Here is a 20,086-nt window from a genome sequence, read left to right as displayed (position 1 = left end):
CATTGGTTAGTTGAGCCCCATGGCGACGTGGACCTCGTCGAGTGTCTGCTGTGCGCGTTTCGCGGCGCGTTCTTTGCCGTTGGCGAGCACGTCCTTGATGACCGATGGACGGCGCTCGAGGTCGTGGCGACGCTCCTGTATAGGAGTGATGCGGGTAACGATGGCATCAGCGACCCAGCTCTTGCACTCGATGCAGCCGATGCTTGCTGTGCGGCAGCCATCGGCTGCTTTCAGCTGGGTTTCTTCAGAACTGAAAACCTTATGCAGATCGAAGACAGGGCAGACGTCAGGGTTGCCGGGATCGTCGCGGCGGACGCGCGCGGGATCAGTAACCATCGTCTTTATCTTGGAGCGTACATCCGCGGGCGACTCTGAGAGCGAGATGAAGTTCCCATAGCTCTTCGACATCTTGCGGCCATCGAGACCCGGCAGCTTGGGCGATGGCGTCAGCAGCACTTCGGGCTCTGGCAGAATGTCGCGACGGGCAAAGCCAGAGATCTTCTTGGTTTGCTGCGCAGCCTCGAAAAGCTGGTGCGTCGAGAAATCGGTGCGTGTGGAGCTTTTGGGCTCGCCTGCAAGCTTGCGAGCCTTCTCAAAAATGGCGGCCATCTCCCACGGGGCGGCGTCGGGCGACAGGATGAACTCGCCAGGATAAAGCTGGTTAAAGCGGCGGGCCACCTCTCGCGTGAGCTCGACGTGAGCGACCTGGTCGGCACCGACTGGGACGAAGTCTGGCTTATAGAGCAGGATGTCCGCGGACTGTAGCAGCGGATAGCCGAGAAAACCGTAGGTCGCCAGATCCTTCTCGCGAAGCTGCTCCTGCTGGTCCTTATAGGTGGGCACACGCTCCAGCCAGCTTAGCGGCGTGAACATGCCGAAGAGTGTATTTAAACGATCGTGCTGATAGACATCCGACTGGCGGAAGATGACGCAGCGGCCGGGATCGAGTCCTGCGGAGAGAAAATCGAGTGTGATCTCCAGGGTATTCGCCTGCACCTTGCTGGGATCCGCATAGTCCGTGGTGAGGGCGTGAAGATCGGCGATGAAAAAGTAGCAGTCGTAGTCTTGCTGCAGATTGACCCAGTTGTAGAGCGCGCCCATGTAGTTGCCGAGATGCAGGCGGCCAGTGGGACGCATGCCGGAGAGGACGCGGGGACGGGGTGTGCGAAGTGCGGAGCTCATGCCTGGGTTGGGTTCTCGATCGTTAGTTCTGGGTTAGTCAGCCGCGCAGCGCGAGGCTGCCGTTAAGGATACATGGGCAACGCCGCGATGCGGAGCTCTGATAGCATTCGCGTATCCCTTGTTTTCAAGAGTTTTTGTCCGTTTTTCAAGAGCTCTATCGACTGCAGCAATCTCTTTGGAGGCTTGTTCCATGCGTATGCGTGTTCTCGTTGGCCTATTGGCCGTCTCCTTACCCTGCGTCGCTGCCCTGGGGCAGGGACGGAATACGAACATGACGGCGGAGCAGCGCGCCAAGATGATCGCCCAGCGCGAGGACGTGGAGAAGCAGCTTGAAGCTGTCGCCATCATCGACCGCAAGGTGATGGTGACCATGCGCGACGGCAAAAAGATGCAGGCGGACATCTATCGTCCGAAAGACGCGACGAAAAAGTATCCGATCATCTTCAGCCGTACACCTTACAACTTTAATTATTGGGACGTGAAGAGCGGCACCTACCGCGACATGTCCACCGAGCTGGACGCCGTGAAGCGCGGCTATGCGTTGGTGGAAATGAACGAACGCGGTCATTTCTTTTCTCAGGGGGAGTACGACATCCTCGGGCCGCCGCTGACCGACGCGGATGACGAGTTCAACTGGATGGCTAGGCAGGAGTGGGCTTCGGGCAAGATCGGGCTAATCGGCTGTTCGTCCACCGCAGAGTGGCAACTGGCGGCCGTGGCGCTCAACAATAAGGCGCTAACGACGTTTATCCCGCAAAGCTTCGGTGCAGGTGTCGGCAAGGTTGGGCCCTATAACGAACAGGGCAACTGGTATCGCGGCGGCGCGGTGCAGATGCTGTTCATCGACTGGCTATACGGCGAGCAGAATCAGGCGCGCCCACAGTTTCCGTCCGACATGAGCCAGAAGGATCTGCTCGAGGCTGGCAAGATGTTCGACCTCGCGGCGCAGATGCCTCCGGTGGACTGGGCAAAGGCCTTCGAGCACCTGCCGGAGAAGGACATCATCGCTGCTGTTGGTGGGCCCAAGGGAATCTACGCAGACAGAATGCCGGTGGCGACGGGCGGGGCGATGATCGAGAGGACGCCGGGCGATCCCGCGTGGCGCAAGGGTGGGCTGTGGCAATCGGACACCATGCCGATCAATCGGCCGGGCTTCTGGTTTATGACCTGGTATGACGTCTCGACCGGGCCCAACCTTGCGGCGTACAACTTCGTGCGCTCCTCCGCCAAAGGTGAGGTGAAGGATGAGCAGTACGCTGTGATCGCACCGACGCTGCACTGCCAGTACAAGCGCGCGACGGAGCACACAGTTGTTGGCGAGCGCGATATGGGCGATGCGCGTCTGGACTATGACTCGCTGACCTTCGCATGGTTCGACCACTTTCTCAAAGGCGAAGACAACGGCTTCCTGCAGAAGCAGCCGAAGGTGCAGTACTACGAGATGGGCGCGAATCAGTGGAAGAGCGCGAAGACCTGGCCGCCTGAGGGCGCGAAAGAGGTCAAGCTCGAACTCACGAGTGACGGCCATGCCAACACGCTGAAAGGCGACGGCAAGATCGTTCTCGCAGAGGGATCAAGCCCGTTGCTGAAGTTCAAGGGCGATCCGCTCAAGATGGAGTCGAAGGATGCGCCGGATACCTTCACCTACGATCCGATGCACGCCACGCCGAGCTATGGCGGTAACGTCTGCTGCGCGGCGAACACGATCCCTGGTCAGGGAGGAGCGCTCGATCAGCGAAAGATGGAGGAGCGCGACGACATCCTCGTGTACACGTCGGAGCCGCTGGCAGAAGGCATTGAACTCTCAGGGCCGATCACGGTGACGTATTACGTCTCCAGCGATGTGAAGGACACTGACGTGACCGCGAAGCTGATCGACGTGCTGCCCGATGGCAAGGCCTACAACCTCGACGAGACCATACAGAGGCTGCGTTACCGCGACGGCGATGCGAAGAAAGTGTGGATGGAGAAGGACAAGGTGTACAGGGTGACACTGACTCCGATGAACACCAGCAACTACTTCGGCGTAGGGCACCGCATCCGGCTTGAGGTCGCGGGTGCGAACTTCCCGCGCTTCGATCGCAACCTGAATACTGGCGGCGACAACTACAGTGAGACGACGAGTGTAATCGCGCATACGTCGATTCATCATTCGGCGGAGTATCCGAGCTCGATGACGATCACCGTGGTGCCCGAGACGAAGTAGAGCCCTTTGAATGCAAACAAGAAGGGCTATGACGTCACGTCATAGCCCTTCCTGTTTGCGTGGTTGCTTGTAGCCTCACAGCGTGAACAAAAGATTATTGAATACCGCGAAGAAGGGCCGGAAGAAGAGCATCACAATGGTGAAGCCGATGAAGAAAAAGATGAACATGAAGTACATGCTGAAGCGCTCGTAACTCTTCGCCATCTCGTAGGGCAGATAGTTTGTGAGGATCTTGCCACCATCGAAGAACGGGAACGGCACCAGGTTGAAGACGAAGAGCAACAGGTTCACGAGGATGACGTAGTAGAGAAGAAGCAGCACCGGAAAGCTGCCGGGCAGGCCTTCGGTGCCTACCGAGTGGCCGTTGGCGAGCATGGCGGCGATCACCAGCGGGCCACCTAGATCAGGGTTCGCGTGGCGCAGAACAACGAGCACGATGAGCGCGATAGTCGCCAGCAGGAACTGAGCGGCAGGGCCAGCGAGAAGCGCCAGGTTCTCATCGCGGCGCGGCCTGCGAAAGTTCCGCGAGGTCATCGGCACAGGCTTCGACCATCCCATCACGAAAGGAGGGCGCAGCACGGTGTAGATCAGCGGAAAGATGATGGTGCCGAGCAGGTCATAGTGCACTGCTGGGTTCATCGAGATGCGGCCCATCATCTTGCCGGTGGGGTCGCCGAGACGGTTCGCCATCCACGCTTGCGCACAGTCGTGCAGCGAAAGCGATAGGACCATCACAGCGAGTTCAAAGACCACAAGGGCGTAACTAGTCGGCAACATAGAGATAGTTTACGGGAGTGCGGCTACTCGATGGCGAAGACCGCATAGACAGTTGCCGACTTGGTGATGCGTTCGGGCGAGATCGCTAGCGGCTTGAGGTTTTTCATTCGTACGCTCATCGCCGCACTCTCCGTGTTGAGCGAGACATTGCCGAAGCCCATGTTGGCGAAGATGCCGCGCGGCGGCGTCTGATTGCTGGCATAGACGAGCGGCCCGAGCTTCGTGTTCAACCCCTTCGCCATCTGGTCTGCGATCTGGCGGGCGTGTTCCAGCGCTTTACCGGCAGCCTCAGCCTCCAGGGCATCGTCGTGGACGAGCTCCCAACTGATATCGCCGCTGTTGTTAGCCCCGTTCAAAATCGCAATGTGCAGCACGTCTGAGGCCTGCTCCGCCCGGACCGTGATCCTCCAACCCTGCGAGAAGGTGAAGCGCATCCCTTGTGCGTAGCGGGCCTTGTCGTCGTCGTTGTTGGGGCTGATTGGCCCGAGGTTCTGGTTAGCGCTCTGGATGGCATCCTTTTTGACACCGGACGCCGCAATGGCTGCAATGACTGCGTTCGAGGTCTTTGTCGCGTCGGCGTAGGTGGCGTCCTGGTCCTTGCCGTAAGTGGTGAAGCCGATGTTCACAATGGCTGTATCCGCCAGTGCGGAAGCTTCATCGCTCGTGGTGATGGCGATAGTTTTGTTCTCTTTGCTTATCTGAATTTGCTGCGCGGTCAGTGGGAGAGCCGAGGCAAGCATGAGTGCGGTTGTGAGTCGAAAAGTCTTCATCGAGAATCATCCTTGGTGAGCAGGTCGGCGAACGTTTCCTTGTGCTTCGGCTTCGCAGCCGCTTTTTCTTTGACGGTCGGCAGCGGTCGAGAGGGTGGCGGCGTGCCGACACGATCGCGCGCGTTGGCCTTCACAGCTTTGGTTATGGAGAAAGTCTTCTTTTTCGGCGCCATCGTACGTCTCCCAATCCTGTCTTCGCGATCAAGCCTACATCGAACGCAGTCTGATTGTGCAGCTTTGACGCAGTTTCGCAACAGAAGGTCCGCGGGCGTATTCTTGTGTGGGTTGTGGCTCATGTCGGGCTACTGCAAGGGCAAGGAGTAGACGGATGGATGAGCGCGAGTTTTTTGAAGAGCGGACTGAGCAGAAGGTGCACATGCTGGTCTGCCCGCATTGCAGCCAAGAGAACGAATACCAGGTGAACTGGCTGGTCCGGCGCAAGCGTCAGCAACCACCGCGGGGAGCTGACGATCTAACCCGCGCGAAGTTTGCCAAGGCCTCCAGCTACATGGTCCGCAGAGATGACGTGCTGGGTTGCAAGAACATCCGCTGCCGCAAACGTTTTGAGGTAACAAGCCTTCAATCGGTGGCTGAAATCAACGATACGAAGGTGGCTCATGGAGCCGATCGAGAGGCCCGCCTGCGGGCTGCCTTCGGGCGCAGGTCCCAGGGCTGACGATAGGGGTTTTCGTGCGGTTTTCGGTCACCGGCGGGACTTGTGATTTAATAACAGTGTAAGCAATGCAGCAGGAGAAGACGATCATGGCGAACATGTTGATTCCGATTGAAGAGCGCAACCTTAGCCCCGAAGAGGTGGCCCATCTCGACGCGCGTCGTCGTCGTGGCCAGCTGCTGATCGTGATCGGCTTTCAGACCGCCATCGTTGCTACGGTGCTGACGCTCTGGAGCGGTCAGGATGCGACCTATTCGCCCGGCTTCGCGCACCCGGTCCTTTATTGGAACCTGCTGGTTGCCGCTGTTTCGCTGACTTGCTTCGTCACCGGCCTGCGCCTTCGTCGCGGCCTCAACGAATTCTTCAGCTACTAATTTGTTCCTCGTGGAACCAGAGCGGCGAGCTTAGGCTCGCCGTTTGTCGTTAATTACAAAACCAGCCAAGTACATAAGGAAGACCATGTTCTCGCGTGTTCCGAAGTCGACGATGGTATTGCTGGCCTTCGGCAGCGTCTACCTTTGCTGGGGCTCAACGTACGGAGCGATTCGCATCGCGGGTGAGTTGTTGCCCGCGCCCGTGGTCTCCGGTACGCGCTCACTGATCTCAGCCACTCTGATTGTGGCCATCGCACTAGCCCGGGGCAAGAGCCTGCGTGTGCCGAAGAATGAAATCTGGAAACTCATTCTGGTTGGTGTCCTTTTTATGACTTGCAACAATATGGCGATTACCTGGGGCGAAAAGACGGTGCCCAGCGGCTTCGCGTCCCTGATCGTTTCGACCGTTCCGATCCTGATTGCGCTTTTGGAAATGGTGAGTGGCGGCGAGGCGCTAAACCTGCGCGGCTGGGCAGGGACGTTGCTTGGCACGATGGGTATTCTGGTGTTGGTTTGGCCATCGATTCATCGGCACGCAGATAGCCAAGGTCATGCAGGGTTGGCATTGCTAGCGGTGCTGTTTGCGGCGTTCGCGTTTGCGCTGGGTAGCGTGCTGAGCCGCCGCTTTCGCTTCAAGGCTGATACGTTTGTCGCTACCGGATGGCAGATCGGCGCTGCTGGTCTCTGCAATATGGCGATTGCACTGGGTGCTGGCTCGTTTCACCACGCGGTGTGGACGTGGCGCGGCATGAGCGCGATCTTGTATCTGTCGATCTTCGGCTCGCTGATCGGGCTGGTAGCCTTCACCTATCTGCTGCAAAACGTACCGGTGACAAAGGTAGCGACGTACGCATTTGTGAATCCGGTGATTGCGGTGCTGCTTGGAGTGCTCTTCCTGCACGAGAAGCTGGGTCCAGCCGAACTGGTGGGCATGGCGGTGATCGTGTGCGCGGTGGCTCTGGTGATCTACAGCAAGGTGGACCGCACCAAGCGCGCAGAGCAGGCGGCGGAGTTCGTCGGCACAGCAGGCGAGGCCATGGAATGATGCGCCGATGGTTGCTGGTCTTCGTTTGTGTATTACCGATGAGCGCGCAGCAGGTCGGTACGGACGCTCGCGCGGATCAGTTGATCCAGGAGCTGAAGCTGACGGTGCTGCGGAAAGAGTCAGGCTATCTGGGCATCATCGGTGTCACTCCGCAGACGGTACAGGTCAACGATCGCAGCCTCGCGGTGCAGAGCCAGAACTACTACATGCTCACGCGCGCTTTGCCCATCAACTATCTGCACAAGCTGGAGCCGGCTGACACGCACATCCTGATCGAAGGTGGGCCTGTCGATTACTACATCTTTCATCCCGATGGCCGCGTCGAGGTACAGACGCTGGGCATGGATATGGCACACGGCGAGCGGCCGGTGGTGGCCGTTCCTCCGGGCTGCTGGAAGGCTCTGGTGCTGCGCCAAGGCGCAAGTTATGCGCTGATGGCCAATGCGCTCTCCCCGGAGTTCACGCCGGATCGTGTACAGATCGGCGAAGGTGACGCGTGGGTGAAGCGCTTCTCGGCGAAGGCTCCGTGGGCAACGCCTGAGTTCCTGCGCATGCTGATCGGGCCCAACAAGAAGTAGCTCACTGCTGTTCCAGCGCGCTTACTACCGTTTCCAGCGAGTCTATTGCCGCTTCCAGCGGACACCATCCTTCGAGTCCTCGAGCAGGATGCCTTTTTCGAGAAGCTCGTTGCGGATGGCATCGGCGCGGGGGAAGTTGCGTTGCTTCTTCGCCAGCGTGCGCTCGGCAACGAGGGCATCGATGTCCGAGTCACTCAGGCTTCCGGCACCAAACTTCTCCAGCACTTCGGGCGAGACATCGGCCATGCGACCTTCGGTCTCGGCCCAGGCTAGAGCGGCCTTGGTCAGCTCGGCGTCGTCATCGACGAGAACAGCGAAGATGCTATCGAACTTGTCGAGGACTGCGAGCGTGGCCTTTGCGTCTGCTTCGGTCACCTTGCCATGATCGGCTGCGGTGTTTACGGCGCGCAGCATATCGAAGATCGCAGCGCGGGCTTCGGCCGTATTCAGATCGTTGTTCAGTGCGGCGATAAAGTCAGCTTCTGCCTTTGCGATGACAGGTGCCAATTCGCTTTCGCCAGCAGCCTCGGGCCACTTGCCCGTCTTGATACGTGTGGTGAAGGTGCGCAGGCGGTCGATAGCGTTCGTGGATTCCGTGAGGCCGTCGAAGGTGAAGTTCAGCTGGTGGCGATAGGGTACGCTGAGCATCAGGAAGCGGATGGCCGAGGCGCGATAGCCCTTCAGCAGCAGGTCGCGGAGGGTGTAGAAGTTGCCCTCGGACTTGGACATCTTCTTGCCTTCGACGAGCAGGAAGCGCACATGGAACCAGTGCCGCGCAAACTGCTTGTGCGTGCAGGCCTCGCTTTGGGCGATCTCATTCTCGTGGTGCGGGAACATCAGATCTTCGCCGCCAGCGTGCAGATCAAAGCTGTCGCCGAGATACTTCATCGCCATGGCGGAACACTCGATATGCCAGCCTGGGCGACCCGTACCGATGGCTGTCTCCCAGCTCGTTTCACCGGGCTTGGTGGACTTCCAGAGGGCGAAGTCGCGGGCTGAATCCTTCTCGTACTCGTCAGAGTCGATGCGCGCCCCGTCCTGAATACCTTCAAGATCTTTGCCGGAGAGCTGACCGTAGTTTGGAAAGCGCTTGATGCGGAAGTACCAGCTGCCGTCCTCGGTCTGATAGGCGATGTCTTCGGCTGCGAGGTGTTGAATCAGCGTGACCATGCCGTCGATGTTGTCCGTGGCGCGGGCGATGTCTTCGGGGCGCTCGATGCCGAGCGCGTCGAGGTCCTCGAAGAACGCCTTCTCGTACTTTGCCGAGTACTCACCGATTGGCTTGCCGGCGGCGAGGGCGTTGCGAATGATCTTGTCGTCCACGTCGGTGATGTTCATGACGTGGTGAAGACCGAGGCCGTTCAGGCGAGCGGTGCGGCGCAGCACATCGACATGCAGAAAGGTGCGGAAGTTGCCGATGTGGCCGTAGTCGTAGACGGTGGGACCGCAGCAGTAGAAACGCAGGGCTTTGCCGTCAGAGGCAAAGACGGGTTGGACAGTTCCGGAGAGGGTGTTAAAAAGTTCGAAGGCCACGCTGGGTCGGGATGCTTTCTAGAGCCTGTTCGGTAGCTCAGTTTTCGCTGCTTCGATTCTAGCTGAAAGGCGTGACCGAATAGCCTCTTAGCCAAGCCGAAGCTGTGGCGTCGGTTCCAGCGTGCTGGCGGCAAAGTCCCGGGCGACGAATTTGGGCCACGCGGCTGCGGCGATCATGGCGGCATTGTCGGTTGAAAGCGCAAGAGCCGGGAAGGCGATCGGCAACTTCGCGATTTGAGCCTTCGTGGTGAAAATTGTCCGAAGGTGGCTGTTCGCAGAGACGCCTCCGCTGACCAGGATGCCGCGTGCGCCGTAGCGTTCGGCTGCCTGGAAGGTCGAGCGTGCGAGGTTTTTGACGATGGCGTTCTGAAAGCTCGCGATCAGGTTGAGTGTCTGTGCATCGAGGCGCGGCAGAGCGAGAGCGAGATTCTCGGCGTTCGGGCTGGCTTTGTGGAGTCCTAACTCGCGCAGAGCTGCCTCGCGCAACGCAATCGCTGGTTGCATCTGGTGCAGCTCAACATAGCGGCGAACGGCGGTCTTGATGCCGGAGAAGGACATGTCGAAGCGTGTGTCCTCAAGGGCTTCGGAGGACTCGCGCGAGAGCTTTGGTGCGGTCTTTCCGGTGACCTTCTGCTTGATATGCGCGAAGGGAAAGAGCATAGTGTCCGCTGTACCGTGCGCGGCGAGAGCGTCCATCCAAGGACCTCCCGGATAAGGGAGACCGAGTAATTTGGCGACCTTGTCATAGGCTTCGCCAGCAGCGTCGTCGAGGGTCTTGCCGACGTTGCGGTACTGCCAGGTATCGTTCGTGCGTTCGGCGAGGTAGAGGTGCGTATGGCCTCCGCTGACGACGAGCGCAAGCAAGGGTGACTGTTCGAGGTCCGCTGCGTGCTGCATGAGGACTGCGTGGATGTGGCCTTCAAGGTGGTTGACGGCGATGAGCGGCTTGTTGAGTCCGAAGGCGAGCGACTTGGCGAAGGTGATGCCGACGAGTAACGCTCCGGCGAGACCTGGACCTTCAGTGACGGCAATGCCATCTAAATCTGAGTAGCGAAGGCCTGCCCGTTCGAGGGCTTCGCGGACGACGGGAACGATGGCGCGAAGGTGTTCCCGGCTGGCAAGCTCGGGAACAACTCCGCCGTAGTCGGCGTGGATGAGCTGCGAGGCAACGACGTTAGAGAGCAACTCGGTGCCGTTGCGAAGAACGGCTGCTGAGGTCTCGTCGCAGGAGGATTCGATGCCGAGGATGAGTTCGTTTGCCACTAGAGCTATCGTACTAGTGAAGGAGAGAAGGCTTTGGCGAGGTTGAAGAGTCCCACGTACGAAGCGGCGTTGCGCGTGGTGGTGAGACTGCGCGAACTGGCACATGCTGCGTACTTTGCCGGAGGTTGCGTGCGCGACATGCTGCTCGGCGTTGAGCCGCAGGATTTCGATGTTGCGACGGAGGCGACTCCGCAGCAGGTGATGGAGGCGTTTGCGCGCACGGAGGCTGTTGGGGCGCATTTCGGTGTGGTGCTGGTGCTGGACGAAGTAGCTGGTGAGCGAACGGTGACCGAGGTTGCGACGTTTCGGCATGACGGCGTTTACAGCGATGGCAGAAGACCCGATGCGGTGCGGTTCTCCCGCGAACCGCGCGAAGATGTGTTGCGTCGCGACTTTACGATCAACGGGCTGCTACTGGATGTGCTGAAGTACGAGGCCTGCGATCGGCTGGAGGACTGCATTCTGGATTATGTCGGCGGCCGCAGCGATCTGGAGGCGAAGCTTGTGCGCGCCATCGGCGAGCCGCAGCGGCGCTTTACCGAGGACAAACTGCGGATGCTGCGAGCGGTGCGGTTTGCGGCTCGATTGGAATTTGTCATCGAGCCGAGGACGATGGCTGCGATGCAGGCGCAGGTTGCAGAGATCGGCGTTGTTTCAGCTGAACGTGTTCGCGATGAGCTGACGAAGATCCTGACCGAAGGTCATGCGCGCCGCGGCGTGGAATTGCTGGACGAAGCAGGTCTGTTGCGACAGGTGCTGCCCGAGATCGTGAAGCTGAAGGGCGTCGAACAGCCGCCGCAATATCATCCTGAGGGCGATGTCTGGATACATACGCTGATGCTGCTCGAACACTTGCCAGCAGGCGCGAGCGCGACGCTTGCGTGGGGAATGCTGCTGCACGATGTGGGCAAACCGGCGACCTTTACAGCTCCCGATCCGACGAAGCCAGGCGATCGGATTCGCTTCAACGGGCATGTTGAGGTTGGAGTTGCGATCGCGCGGGCGATTCTGAATCGGCTGCGTTTCAGCAACGATGAGTGCGAGCAGATCCTATCGCTGGTGCAGCATCACATGCAGTTCGGCGACGTGATGAAGATGAAGCAGTCGACGTTGAAACGTTTCTTACGGCTGCCGAAGTTCGACGAGCATCTCGCGCTGCATCAAGCGGATGTAATGAGTTCGAACAAGCATCTTGAGCTTTACGAGTTTGCGAAGACGAAGCTCGCGGAGCTTGGCGAGGATGAAATTCGGCCCATTTTGCTGCTGAATGGGCGCGATTTGATTACCGCGGGTTACAAACCTGGAGGCGCGTTCAAGGAGATGCTGCTGATGGCGGAAGATGCTCAGCTGGAGGGTCGTGTGGCGACTAAGGAGGAGGCTTTGTCTTTTGTAAGGAGCCAGTTTCCACGATCCGGCTGATTACCCCCCCCTCCCCCCCCATTTTTGGCTTATAGTCTTCAAAATAGGTGAGTTACGAAGTACCGGAAGAGGAAAGTCTTCAAAAGAAAGGAGTTGTGGGCGCTTGTGCGAAACAGGCCTTCAGCTCTACTTCCTTCTCCACTTATTATAGCAGGTTGAGTCAAGGGGATGCAGGATATTTCTCCTTTTGAATGTGTTGTTTAGGGGTAATAGAGCTTGACAGCTTTTCTGTGAATCTGAACTCAGGCTTTCGGTTTGAACTGTCATACGGTCCAGCCGTTGGCGCTGGGTCGCGAGGCCAGAGATGTCAGACAGGTTGTAGTATGTCGTGCCATGCGTAGAGTGATGATTTTAGGCGTGGCGATGATGGTGGGGCCGATGCAGGCGGCGGTGATCGGGATGAATACGCCGGTGAAGCCGCTGACGGTAGAGCGGGTGCGGACCGAGGTGCCGAAGGGGGAACAGGCGGCGTGGCTGGCGTATCTGCGGCGGTCGACCGAGCAGATGGGTGCGGACAAGGCTGCGCTGGCGGCGGAGCGAGCGGGCATGACCGAGGTGCCGGGATTGCCGAAGCAGGGCTTTTCGGGGCGGGCGCTGCGGCTGCATGAGCCAGCAGCTTTTTATAAGAGCGAAGAGGCGCGAAGAACGGGGGAGATCATCCTGTCGTTCCAGACACCTGCGGGCGGGTGGTCGAAGAACCTGCTGATGGATGCGCCCCGCTTGAAGGGCCAGAGCTATGCGACGGCGAACCTGGCTCCGACGACGGCCTCTGGTGGAGCTGAGGGTGCTCCGAGTGACTTCGACACTCCGAAGGATGCGAAGTGGCATTACGTGGGAACGCTGGACAACGATGCGACGAACACGGAGCTGCACTTTCTGGCGAAGCTGTCGGCGGCGTGGCCGGGGGCTGAGGGCGATGGGTTTCGGGCGAGCTTTCTGCGGGGCGTGCAGTACCTGCTGCACGCGCAGTATCCGAATGGGGGCTGGCCGCAGGTTTGGCCGCTGGAGGGTGGATACCATGACGCGGTGACGTTCAATGACGATGCCGAGGTGGAGTCGGCGGAGTTGTTGACGCGGGTGGCTGGTGGTTATGGTCAGCTGAGAGATTCGCGTCCCACCCATCCCGGCGGTGAGGCTGCCGGTATGGATGGGGCACCCGGTCAGAAGGTACCCGGTGTCGAGGCTTCACCCGGCGTCGAGGCTGAGGAGGACTATTCGTTTGTGCCGGGGGCGGTGAGGCACGAGGCGAAGGTCGCGGTGGCGAAGGCTCTGGACTGTGTGTTGAAGGCTCAGGTGAGAGTGCCGATGGTTCCACCCGCGTCCCAGAAGCGGGACATGGGGCACCCAGATTCTCGGGGGGGCTCAGGTTCTGGTGTCGTCCATCCAGATGCTCGTGGAGTGCTCACGGTGTGGGCGCAGCAGTATGATCCGCTGACGCTGGAGCCGGTGTCGGCGCGGAACTATGAGATGCCTGCGCTGAGTTCGGGAGAGAGTGCGAGTGCGATGGCGTATTTGATGTCGCTGCCGAAGCCGAGTGCGGGGGTGGTGCGGTCGGTGGAGGCTGCGGAGGCGTGGTTCGAGGCGGACAAGATCATGGGTTATACGTGGAGCGGTGGGCGCGAGACGCCGGGTGGGCGGTCGCTGAAGAAGGTGGACGGGGCGGGGCCGCTGTGGGCGCGGTACTACTCGCTGACGACGGAGAAGCCGATCTTCGGGGACCGCGATCGGACGATCCATGACGAAGTGATGGAGATTTCGCTGGAGCGGCGGAATGGATATGCGTGGTACTCGGGTGGGGAGGAGAAGGTGCTGGAGGGGTTTGCGGGGTGGGAAAGAGCAGTGAGAAGACAGGAGTGAAGAGTGGAAGAGCAGATGCAGGAGCAAGGCAAAATCGGGCGCCTCATGTTGAAATGGTGCGCAGCATGAAACTCGCCTTCCTACTTCTTCTCGCGATCCCTTGCGTCTCTCTGCGCGCACAAGTTGCCAACCCCTGTGGCATGCCGACGGGTTATGTGGTCTCCCCAGCTGTATCCGACGGGAAGAGGCATACGGATGCAGAGATCAATTCGATCAACCGGCGGTTAGCCGCCGAGGGAAATATCGAAGCGAAGTTCCAGCTAGGCCTGGCTTACATGCAGGGAGTTGGAGTTAAGACAGATGCTGCGATAGCAGAAAGATACTTTGCGGAGGCCGCAACCACTCCGGAGAATACCGCATTCTGGGCGGGTTTCTACTGCACTGGATTGCTTCCCGAAAATCCAACTCGAGCCGCTGAACTGTTCCAGAAAGCGGCGCGCAGCGGAGATCTCTTCGAGGCCGCGCGAATCTATCAGGTGCTGATGCAGCCACCTGCTCTCGATAAGGCGATTGCGCTTTACAGGAAGCTACTGCAAGATCCGGCTGCTCCAGAACATCGGAGAGCTGAACTGGAGATGGGAAATCTTGTGCTGGACGGAAGATATAGTGCCGGTGATGACGCTGAAGGCCGTCAACAAAACCTGGATTGGGCGAGGAGTATCAGCCAGGAGCTATTAGGTCAGGTCGAATACACCATCGCTGTCGCTTACAGCGCAAGGGTAGATGGAGTTCCTGAAGATCGAGAGATGTGGCATCGTTTCTGTCGGCGTGCAGCGGCTTACGACATGGATCTCGCGCAGCGTTTTTATGCAGACGACATCTTCACGGGCAAGGTCCCAAACGCAAATGTATTTGAAGGGTATGCGTGGTTGCGTCTCGCTTCGGAGAAGCAAACTGGCAATAAAGTCGTCGTTGAGAAGTTAGAGCAACGCATGAGTCCACAGCAGAAGGTCGAAGCTTCTTCTTACTATGAGGGCTTGGTCGAGACCCGCGAGAAGGACGGTGCTTACTACTCTGCAGGTGATCCATTGCGAGAGCCAAGTCTAAGCGAACTTGCTGCCATGCCGCAGGACGATCCTGATGTTCAGTTGCGCGAAGCGTTCGCCCTTGGAATGCAAGGAGGCGCGGAAAATTACGTGCGGGCAATGCAGCTATATCGAACGGTCCGTGACCGTCGCGAAATCGCTATCAAAATGGTTTTGTCACATGATTATCAACAGGGAACGAATGGAGTTTCGAAAAACGAGAGGCTGTCCAAATATTGGATGGATAGTGCTTCAAAGCCGCATTGAGCGGATATGGTGTGAGAGCATCGAATCCGATATGAGTGATGCATTTGATGTGCTGGTGGTTGGGGCGGGGATGGCTGGGTTGGTGGCGGCTCGGGAACTGGGGCGGCGGGGGTTGCGGGTTTGTGTGGTGGAGGCGCGGGCGCGGGTGGGGGGGCGCGTCTGGTCGCAGGCGGTGGAGGGCGGGGTCGTCGAGCTGGGTGCTGAGTTTGTGCATGGGCGGGCGGCGGAGCTTTGGGCGCTGATCGAAGAGGCGGGGTTGACGACGGTGGAGCGCGAGGGCGAGATGCTGCAGGAACTGCCGGGTGGGGGGCTAGGTGTCGAAGAGGAGGATGAGGAGCGGTTTGGGCCTCTGGAGACGCTGAAGGAGTACGTGGGCGAGGATGTGTCTTTTGCCGAGTGGGTGAAGGGTGCGGGGCTGGCAGCCGAGGATGTGCAGGCGGTGTCGGGGTTTGTCGAGGGGTTCAATGCGGCGGACGCTGCGAAGATCGGGGTGAAGGGGCTGGGCGCGCAGCAGGTGGCGGAGGATGCGAGCGAGGGGATGCGGGCGTGGCATGTGGTGGGTGGGTATCAGCAGCTTGCGGAGTATCTGGCTGGGGAATTGAAGCGGCTGGGCGTGGAGGTGCGGCTGGGGTGGGTGGTGTCGGCTGTGCGGTGGAGCGAGGGTGAGGTGGTGGTGGAAGGGCGAGGGCAAACGCAACTGCAAACGCAGATTTCCTTCGGGAATGACAAATCAAAAAGTTCTGGGAATGACAGACTGGAAAACGTGCAGGTGAAGAAGTGCGTGGTGACGCTGCCCCTGTCGTTAGTGCAGGCGGTGAATCGCGAGGGTGGATTGAGGATGGTGCCGGAACCGCTGGCGGTGGAGCCTGCGCGGCGGATGGAGATGGGTGAGGCGGCGCGGTTCACGATGGTGTTTCGTGAGGCGTGGTGGCTGGGTTCGGGAGTGGCCGATCGAGAGCTATTGAGGAAGATGAATTTTCTGATGACGCCGGTGGGGATGCCTCCAGTGTGGTGGGTGGGCGATCCGACGGGGGCTCCGACGCTGACAGGCTGGGTGGGTGGGCCGCGGACGGCGGAGCTGGCGGGGAAGACGGCGGCGGAGCTGGGTGAGGCGGCTGTAGGGACGCTGGCGAAGGTGTTTGGGGTGAGCGAGAGTGTGGTGCGGGCGACGCTGGTGGGGACGTATACGCATGACTGGTCGGCGGATGAGTTTGCGCGCGGGGCCTACAGCTATGTGCCGGTGGGCGGGCTGGATGCGTCGAGGGAGATGGCGAGGCCGGAGGCGGGAACGATGTTCTTTGCGGGCGAACACACGGATGTGACGGCGAACTGGGGGACGGTGCATGCGGCGGTGCGGAGTGGACTGCGTGTGGCCGAACAGGTGATCCAAAACAGCGCAGCAGATGGGAAAAGGATGGGCGGGCGATGATCGATGTTGTTTCAACAACGATGCCGGTTGGCGTAGCATCCTAAGCATTATGACTAACCCGGAGATCGTCTCGAAGCCCCTGCTGAATACGCCTGTAGTTTTTATTGCCGATACGACGGTGCATGTGGATGGGGTGGCGGTGGCGGCGCAGATCGGTGAACCGCTGATTGCTGCGCTGAATCGGGCGGCGGAGTTTCGCGGGGCGGAGAAGGTGCCGCAGGTGTGTTATCTGCCAGCGATGGGGCCGATCGGGTCATGCGACACGTGCATGGTGGAGGTTGATGGCAAGCTGGTGCGGAGCTGCGAGGCGCGGGTGGCGGGAGGCGAGCGGGTGCTGACGCAGGAGTCCAGCGATACGGTGGATGTGGCGCAGCGCGAGGCGTTCGACCGGCTGCTGGAGAATCACGAGCTGTATTGCACGGTCTGCGACAACAATAACGGCAACTGCACGGTACACAATACGACGGCAGAGCTGGCGGTGAAGCATAACGCGCGGCCATTTCGGAAGAAGGGTTATGAGAAGGACATGTCCAATCCCTTCTATCGGTACGACCCGAACCAGTGCATTTTGTGTGGACGATGTGTGGAGGCGTGCCAGAACGTGCAGGTGAACGAGACGCTGACGATTGCATGGGACCGCGAAATTCCGCGGGTGTTGTGGGATGGTGGGGAGACGATCGACGGGTCGAGCTGCGTGAGTTGCGGGCATTGCGTGACGGTGTGTCCGTGCAATGCGCTGATGGAGAAGGGCATGCTGGGCAAGGCGGGGTATCTGACGAACACTCCTGAGGGCGTGCTGGATATGATGATCGACCTGGTAAAGAACATCGAGCCGTCGACGGGGTATCCGCCGATTCTTGCGCTGAGCGAGGTCGAGGCGGAGATGCGGCATGACCGGATCAAGAAGACGAAGACGGTGTGCACGTACTGCGGTGTGGGGTGCAGCTTCGACATCTGGACGCATGAGCGGGAGATTTTGAAGATCGAGCCGAGCGAGGGTGCGGTGAACGGCATTTCGACGTGCGTGAAGGGCAAGTTCGGGTGGGACTTTGCGAACTCGCCAGACAGGCTGACGAAGCCGTTGAAGCGAGTAAAGCGACAAGGCGTGCATGGAGCGATGGAAGAGACGTTCGTCGAGATCGAGTGGGACGAGGCGATTGCGCTGGTCGCGGATAACTTTACGAAGATCAAGAACGAGCATGGGCCGGATGCGCTGGCGTTTATCGCGTCGAGCAAATGTACGAACGAAGAGAGCTTCCTGATGATGAAGCTGGCACGCGCGGTAGTCGGCACGAATAACGTGGACAACTGCAGCCGCTACTGCCAGACGCCGGCGAGCAAGGGGCTGTCGCGCACGGTGGGGATCGGCGGTGATTCCGGTTCGATCTCGGATATTGAGACGGCGGGGCTGGTCATCATCATCGGATCGAATACGTCGGAGAGCCATCCGGTGCTGGCGACGCGGATCAAGCGCAGCCACAAGTGGCGCGGACAGCGGCTGATCGTAAGCGACATCCGCAAGCATGAAATGGCGGAACGGGCGGACCACTTCATTCGGCCGAACCCTTCGACGGATGAGGTCTGGCTGCAGGCGGTGACGAAGTACATCATCGACACGGGAAGGCAGGACCAGGCGTTCATCGATAAGTGGGTGAACAAGTGGCCGGAGTTCCAGGCGTCGCTTGAGGGGTACACGCTGGAGCATGCCGAGGCGGTGACGGGGATTCCTGTGGCCACGCTGAAGGAGGTCGCTAAGGAGATTCTGCAGGCGGACGGCGTGTGCATCTGCTGGGCGATGGGTGTGACGCAGCACTGTGGCGGTTCGGACACGTCGACGGCGATCTGCAATTTGCTGCTGACGACGGGGAACTTCGGTCGGCACGGGGCAGGTGCGTATCCACTGCGCGGGCATAACAATGTGCAGGGAGCGAGCGATTTTGGCTCGATGCCGGATATCTTCTCCGGCTATCAGAAGGTGGACGACTCGGCGATTCGCGGCAAGTTCGAAGCGGCTTGGGGCGTGACGCTGCCGACGACCACGGGGCTGGACAACCGGCAGATGATCTCGGCGGCGCTGGAGGGCAAATTGAAGTCGATGTACATCAAGGGCGAGGACACGATCACGTCGGATGCGAACGCGAATGAGGTCGCCGAGGCGTTCGGGATGCTCGACTTTATGGTGGTGCAGGACATCTTCTTCTCGGAGACATGCAAGTATGCGGACCTGGTGCTGCCCGCGTCGCCGTCGCTGGAGAAAGATGGCACGTTCGTGAACACGGAGCGCCGGATTCAGCGGTTGTATAAGGTGTGGGAGCCGCTGGGCGACTCGAAGCCGGACTGGGAGATCATTCAGCTGATCGCGCAGAAGCTCGGTGGCTCTGGCGGATGGGAGTACAAGCATCCGAGCGAGGTGATGGACGAGGCTGCGAAGCTGACTCCGAGCTTTGCCGGCGTGAGCTATGAGCGGCTGGAAGGCTACAGGACGCTGCAGTGGCCGGTGAAGGAGGATGGGACGGATTCGCCGCTGCTGTATACGGAGAAGTTCGCGCTGCCCGACGGCAAGGCGACGTTCTGGCCGCTGCAGTATGTTCCGCCAAGCGAAGAGGCGAACGAGATTTACGATCTGCACTTGAACAACGGCCGCCTGCTGGAGCACTTCGAACAGGGCAATATGACGCTGCGGGTTCCGGGCGTGCTGGAGATGACTCCGAATAATTTTGTAGAGGTGTCGCCCGAGCTGGCCGAGGAGCGCGGCATCCACAACGGAAGCTGGGTACGGCTGGAGAGTCCGTACGGCAGGGTGCGAGTGCAGACGGTAATTACCGACCGCGTGCGCGGCAAGCAGATGTATATGGGCATGATCTCGGTGGATGACCCCGTGAACAAACTGACGAGTTCGCATGTTGACCGCACTACGCATACTCCTGCCTACAAGGAACTGAGCGTGAAGCTGACGGTGCTGGAGGAGCGCGGCAAAAATCCGCTGCTACGCAGAAACTTCCGCAATGGCACGCGGACGCCGACGACCGGCGTCGAGGTGGATCGCAAGCGGTCTAGGGCGGACTACCATGTGCCGGGCACGATGGCGAAGGACAAGCTGGTGCAGATCGAGACGATGAAGCCGGTATAGAGCAGTGAGAAGAAATTAGTGAGAAGAATCAGAAAGGCAAAGACGAGATGGCTCATCCGATAAGTTTTGTTCCGCAGAAGCATGATCCGCAGAAGGAGTTGATGGCGCGCGTGGAGGCGGCTCCGGCGGCCCATGCGGAGGCGCTGTTGATGGCGTGGGAGGTGTTGCAGACGGCGCATGACAAGGGCATGCTGGATCTCGCCAAGGGGTTGATCGGCGGCAAGGACGTGATCACAGGCAAGCTGGCCGAAGCTGCAAATACGCCTGAGGTGGTGGCCGGGATTCGCAATGGCATGGCGGGAGCGCGGCTGTTGGCTTCGGTCGATCCGGCGATGCTGCAGAGGCTGGCGCAGGCGCTGGAGGGTGTGAATCGAGAGCATGCCGAGGAGAAAGAGCCGCCCAGTTTGTGGCGTTTGTTCCGGCGAAGCACGTCCAGGGATGCGCGGCGAGGGCTGTCGTACATGACGCGGGTGCTGGAGGCGCTGGGCAAGGCGACGGAGAGCAGCGAGAAATAGGCGATAGGTGAGTGAGGTCGGCTTGACCCTTTTGGGGCAGGCT

At 59.8% G+C, this 20,086-nt stretch carries 17 protein-coding genes; 11 read left to right on the top strand and 6 right to left on the bottom strand.

Annotation, left to right across the window (positions count from 1 at the left end):
- Positions 1–6: 6 nt before the first annotated feature.
- Positions 7–1,182 carry a tryptophan--tRNA ligase gene (trpS, locus tag OHL14_RS16500; RefSeq protein ID WP_263380473.1) on the bottom strand — a complete coding sequence of 392 codons (1,176 nt, stop codon included), beginning with the start codon at positions 1,180–1,182 and terminating at the stop codon, positions 7–9.
- A 190-nt stretch (positions 1,183–1,372) separates the two neighbouring features.
- Here trpS and OHL14_RS16495 point away from each other — a divergent pair, with 190 nt between their 5' ends.
- Complete coding sequence (locus tag OHL14_RS16495; RefSeq protein ID WP_263380472.1) at positions 1,373–3,388, top strand: CocE/NonD family hydrolase; 2,016 nt, start codon at positions 1,373–1,375, stop codon at positions 3,386–3,388.
- 75 nt (positions 3,389–3,463) lie between these two features.
- Here OHL14_RS16495 and OHL14_RS16490 read toward each other — a convergent pair whose 3' ends face one another.
- The 3 genes from OHL14_RS16490 to OHL14_RS16480 are packed head-to-tail and all read right to left on the bottom strand — an operon-like array spanning position 3,464 to position 5,108.
- Positions 3,464–4,165, bottom strand: coding sequence for a site-2 protease family protein (locus tag OHL14_RS16490; protein ID WP_263380471.1), 702 nt, complete (start codon positions 4,163–4,165; stop codon positions 3,464–3,466).
- A gap of 23 nt (positions 4,166–4,188) precedes the next feature.
- Positions 4,189–4,935, bottom strand: a complete 747-nt coding sequence (locus tag OHL14_RS16485) for an SIMPL domain-containing protein (protein WP_263380470.1) — start codon at positions 4,933–4,935, stop codon at positions 4,189–4,191.
- Entirely contained in the window at positions 4,932–5,108 is a 177-nt protein-coding gene (locus OHL14_RS16480; RefSeq protein ID WP_263380469.1) for a hypothetical protein, read from the bottom strand. The genes OHL14_RS16485 and OHL14_RS16480 overlap by 4 nt, the downstream gene beginning before the upstream one ends.
- A gap of 155 nt (positions 5,109–5,263) precedes the next feature.
- On the opposite strand from OHL14_RS16480, the gene OHL14_RS16475 reads away from it, so the two are divergent.
- The 4 genes from OHL14_RS16475 to OHL14_RS16460 all read left to right on the top strand — a co-directional run bounded on the left by OHL14_RS16475 (position 5,264) and on the right by OHL14_RS16460 (position 7,605).
- Positions 5,264–5,611, top strand: a complete 348-nt coding sequence (locus tag OHL14_RS16475) for a hypothetical protein (RefSeq protein ID WP_263380468.1) — start codon at positions 5,264–5,266, stop codon at positions 5,609–5,611.
- 86 nt (positions 5,612–5,697) lie between these two features.
- Complete coding sequence (locus tag OHL14_RS16470; protein ID WP_263380467.1) at positions 5,698–5,982, top strand: hypothetical protein; 285 nt, start codon at positions 5,698–5,700, stop codon at positions 5,980–5,982.
- Between the two features lie 85 nt (positions 5,983–6,067).
- The gene (locus tag OHL14_RS16465) at positions 6,068–7,027 is read left to right on the top strand and encodes a DMT family transporter (RefSeq protein ID WP_263380466.1); all 960 of its coding nucleotides are present in this window, start codon (positions 6,068–6,070) and stop codon (positions 7,025–7,027) included.
- The gene (locus OHL14_RS16460; protein WP_263380465.1) at positions 7,024–7,605 is read left to right on the top strand and encodes a cupin domain-containing protein; all 582 of its coding nucleotides are present in this window, start codon (positions 7,024–7,026) and stop codon (positions 7,603–7,605) included. The genes OHL14_RS16465 and OHL14_RS16460 overlap by 4 nt, the downstream gene beginning before the upstream one ends.
- 42 nt (positions 7,606–7,647) lie before the next feature.
- Here OHL14_RS16460 and cysS read toward each other — a convergent pair whose 3' ends face one another.
- Together cysS and tsaD are read right to left on the bottom strand one after the other, a co-directional pair.
- Positions 7,648–9,138, bottom strand: coding sequence for a cysteine--tRNA ligase (gene cysS, locus OHL14_RS16455; protein ID WP_263380464.1), 1,491 nt, complete (start codon positions 9,136–9,138; stop codon positions 7,648–7,650).
- Positions 9,139–9,225: 87 nt separating this feature from the next.
- Positions 9,226–10,401 (bottom strand): tRNA (adenosine(37)-N6)-threonylcarbamoyltransferase complex transferase subunit TsaD, encoded by a 1,176-nt coding sequence (tsaD, locus tag OHL14_RS16450; RefSeq protein WP_263380463.1) that lies wholly within the window; start codon positions 10,399–10,401, stop codon positions 9,226–9,228.
- A gap of 33 nt (positions 10,402–10,434) precedes the next feature.
- On the opposite strand from tsaD, the gene OHL14_RS16445 reads away from it, so the two are divergent.
- From OHL14_RS16445 to OHL14_RS16420, 6 genes are all read left to right on the top strand, one after another.
- The gene (locus OHL14_RS16445) at positions 10,435–11,820 is read left to right on the top strand and encodes a CCA tRNA nucleotidyltransferase (protein ID WP_263380462.1); all 1,386 of its coding nucleotides are present in this window, start codon (positions 10,435–10,437) and stop codon (positions 11,818–11,820) included.
- Between the two features lie 333 nt (positions 11,821–12,153).
- Entirely contained in the window at positions 12,154–13,677 is a 1,524-nt protein-coding gene (locus OHL14_RS16440) for a pectate lyase (protein ID WP_263380461.1), read from the top strand.
- A 65-nt stretch (positions 13,678–13,742) separates the two neighbouring features.
- Positions 13,743–14,969, top strand: coding sequence for a tetratricopeptide repeat protein (locus tag OHL14_RS16435; protein WP_263380460.1), 1,227 nt, complete (start codon positions 13,743–13,745; stop codon positions 14,967–14,969).
- 31 nt (positions 14,970–15,000) lie between these two features.
- On the top strand, positions 15,001–16,398 hold the full coding sequence (locus OHL14_RS16430) for a flavin monoamine oxidase family protein (RefSeq protein ID WP_317890428.1): 1,398 nt from the start codon (positions 15,001–15,003) through the stop codon (positions 16,396–16,398).
- Between the two features lie 49 nt (positions 16,399–16,447).
- Positions 16,448–19,528 (top strand): formate dehydrogenase subunit alpha, encoded by a 3,081-nt coding sequence (fdhF, locus tag OHL14_RS16425; RefSeq protein ID WP_263380459.1) that lies wholly within the window; start codon positions 16,448–16,450, stop codon positions 19,526–19,528.
- A gap of 47 nt (positions 19,529–19,575) precedes the next feature.
- Positions 19,576–20,043, top strand: a complete 468-nt coding sequence (locus OHL14_RS16420) for a DUF1641 domain-containing protein (protein ID WP_263380458.1) — start codon at positions 19,576–19,578, stop codon at positions 20,041–20,043.
- Positions 20,044–20,086: the final 43 nt, after the last annotated feature.

This window comes from Granulicella paludicola (assembly GCF_025685545.1).
GTDB classification, from domain to species: Bacteria; Acidobacteriota; Terriglobia; order Terriglobales; family Acidobacteriaceae; genus Granulicella; species Granulicella paludicola.
Note: the sequence above shows the minus strand (reverse complement) of the source record. Positions and strands in the feature narration are given on the sequence as shown.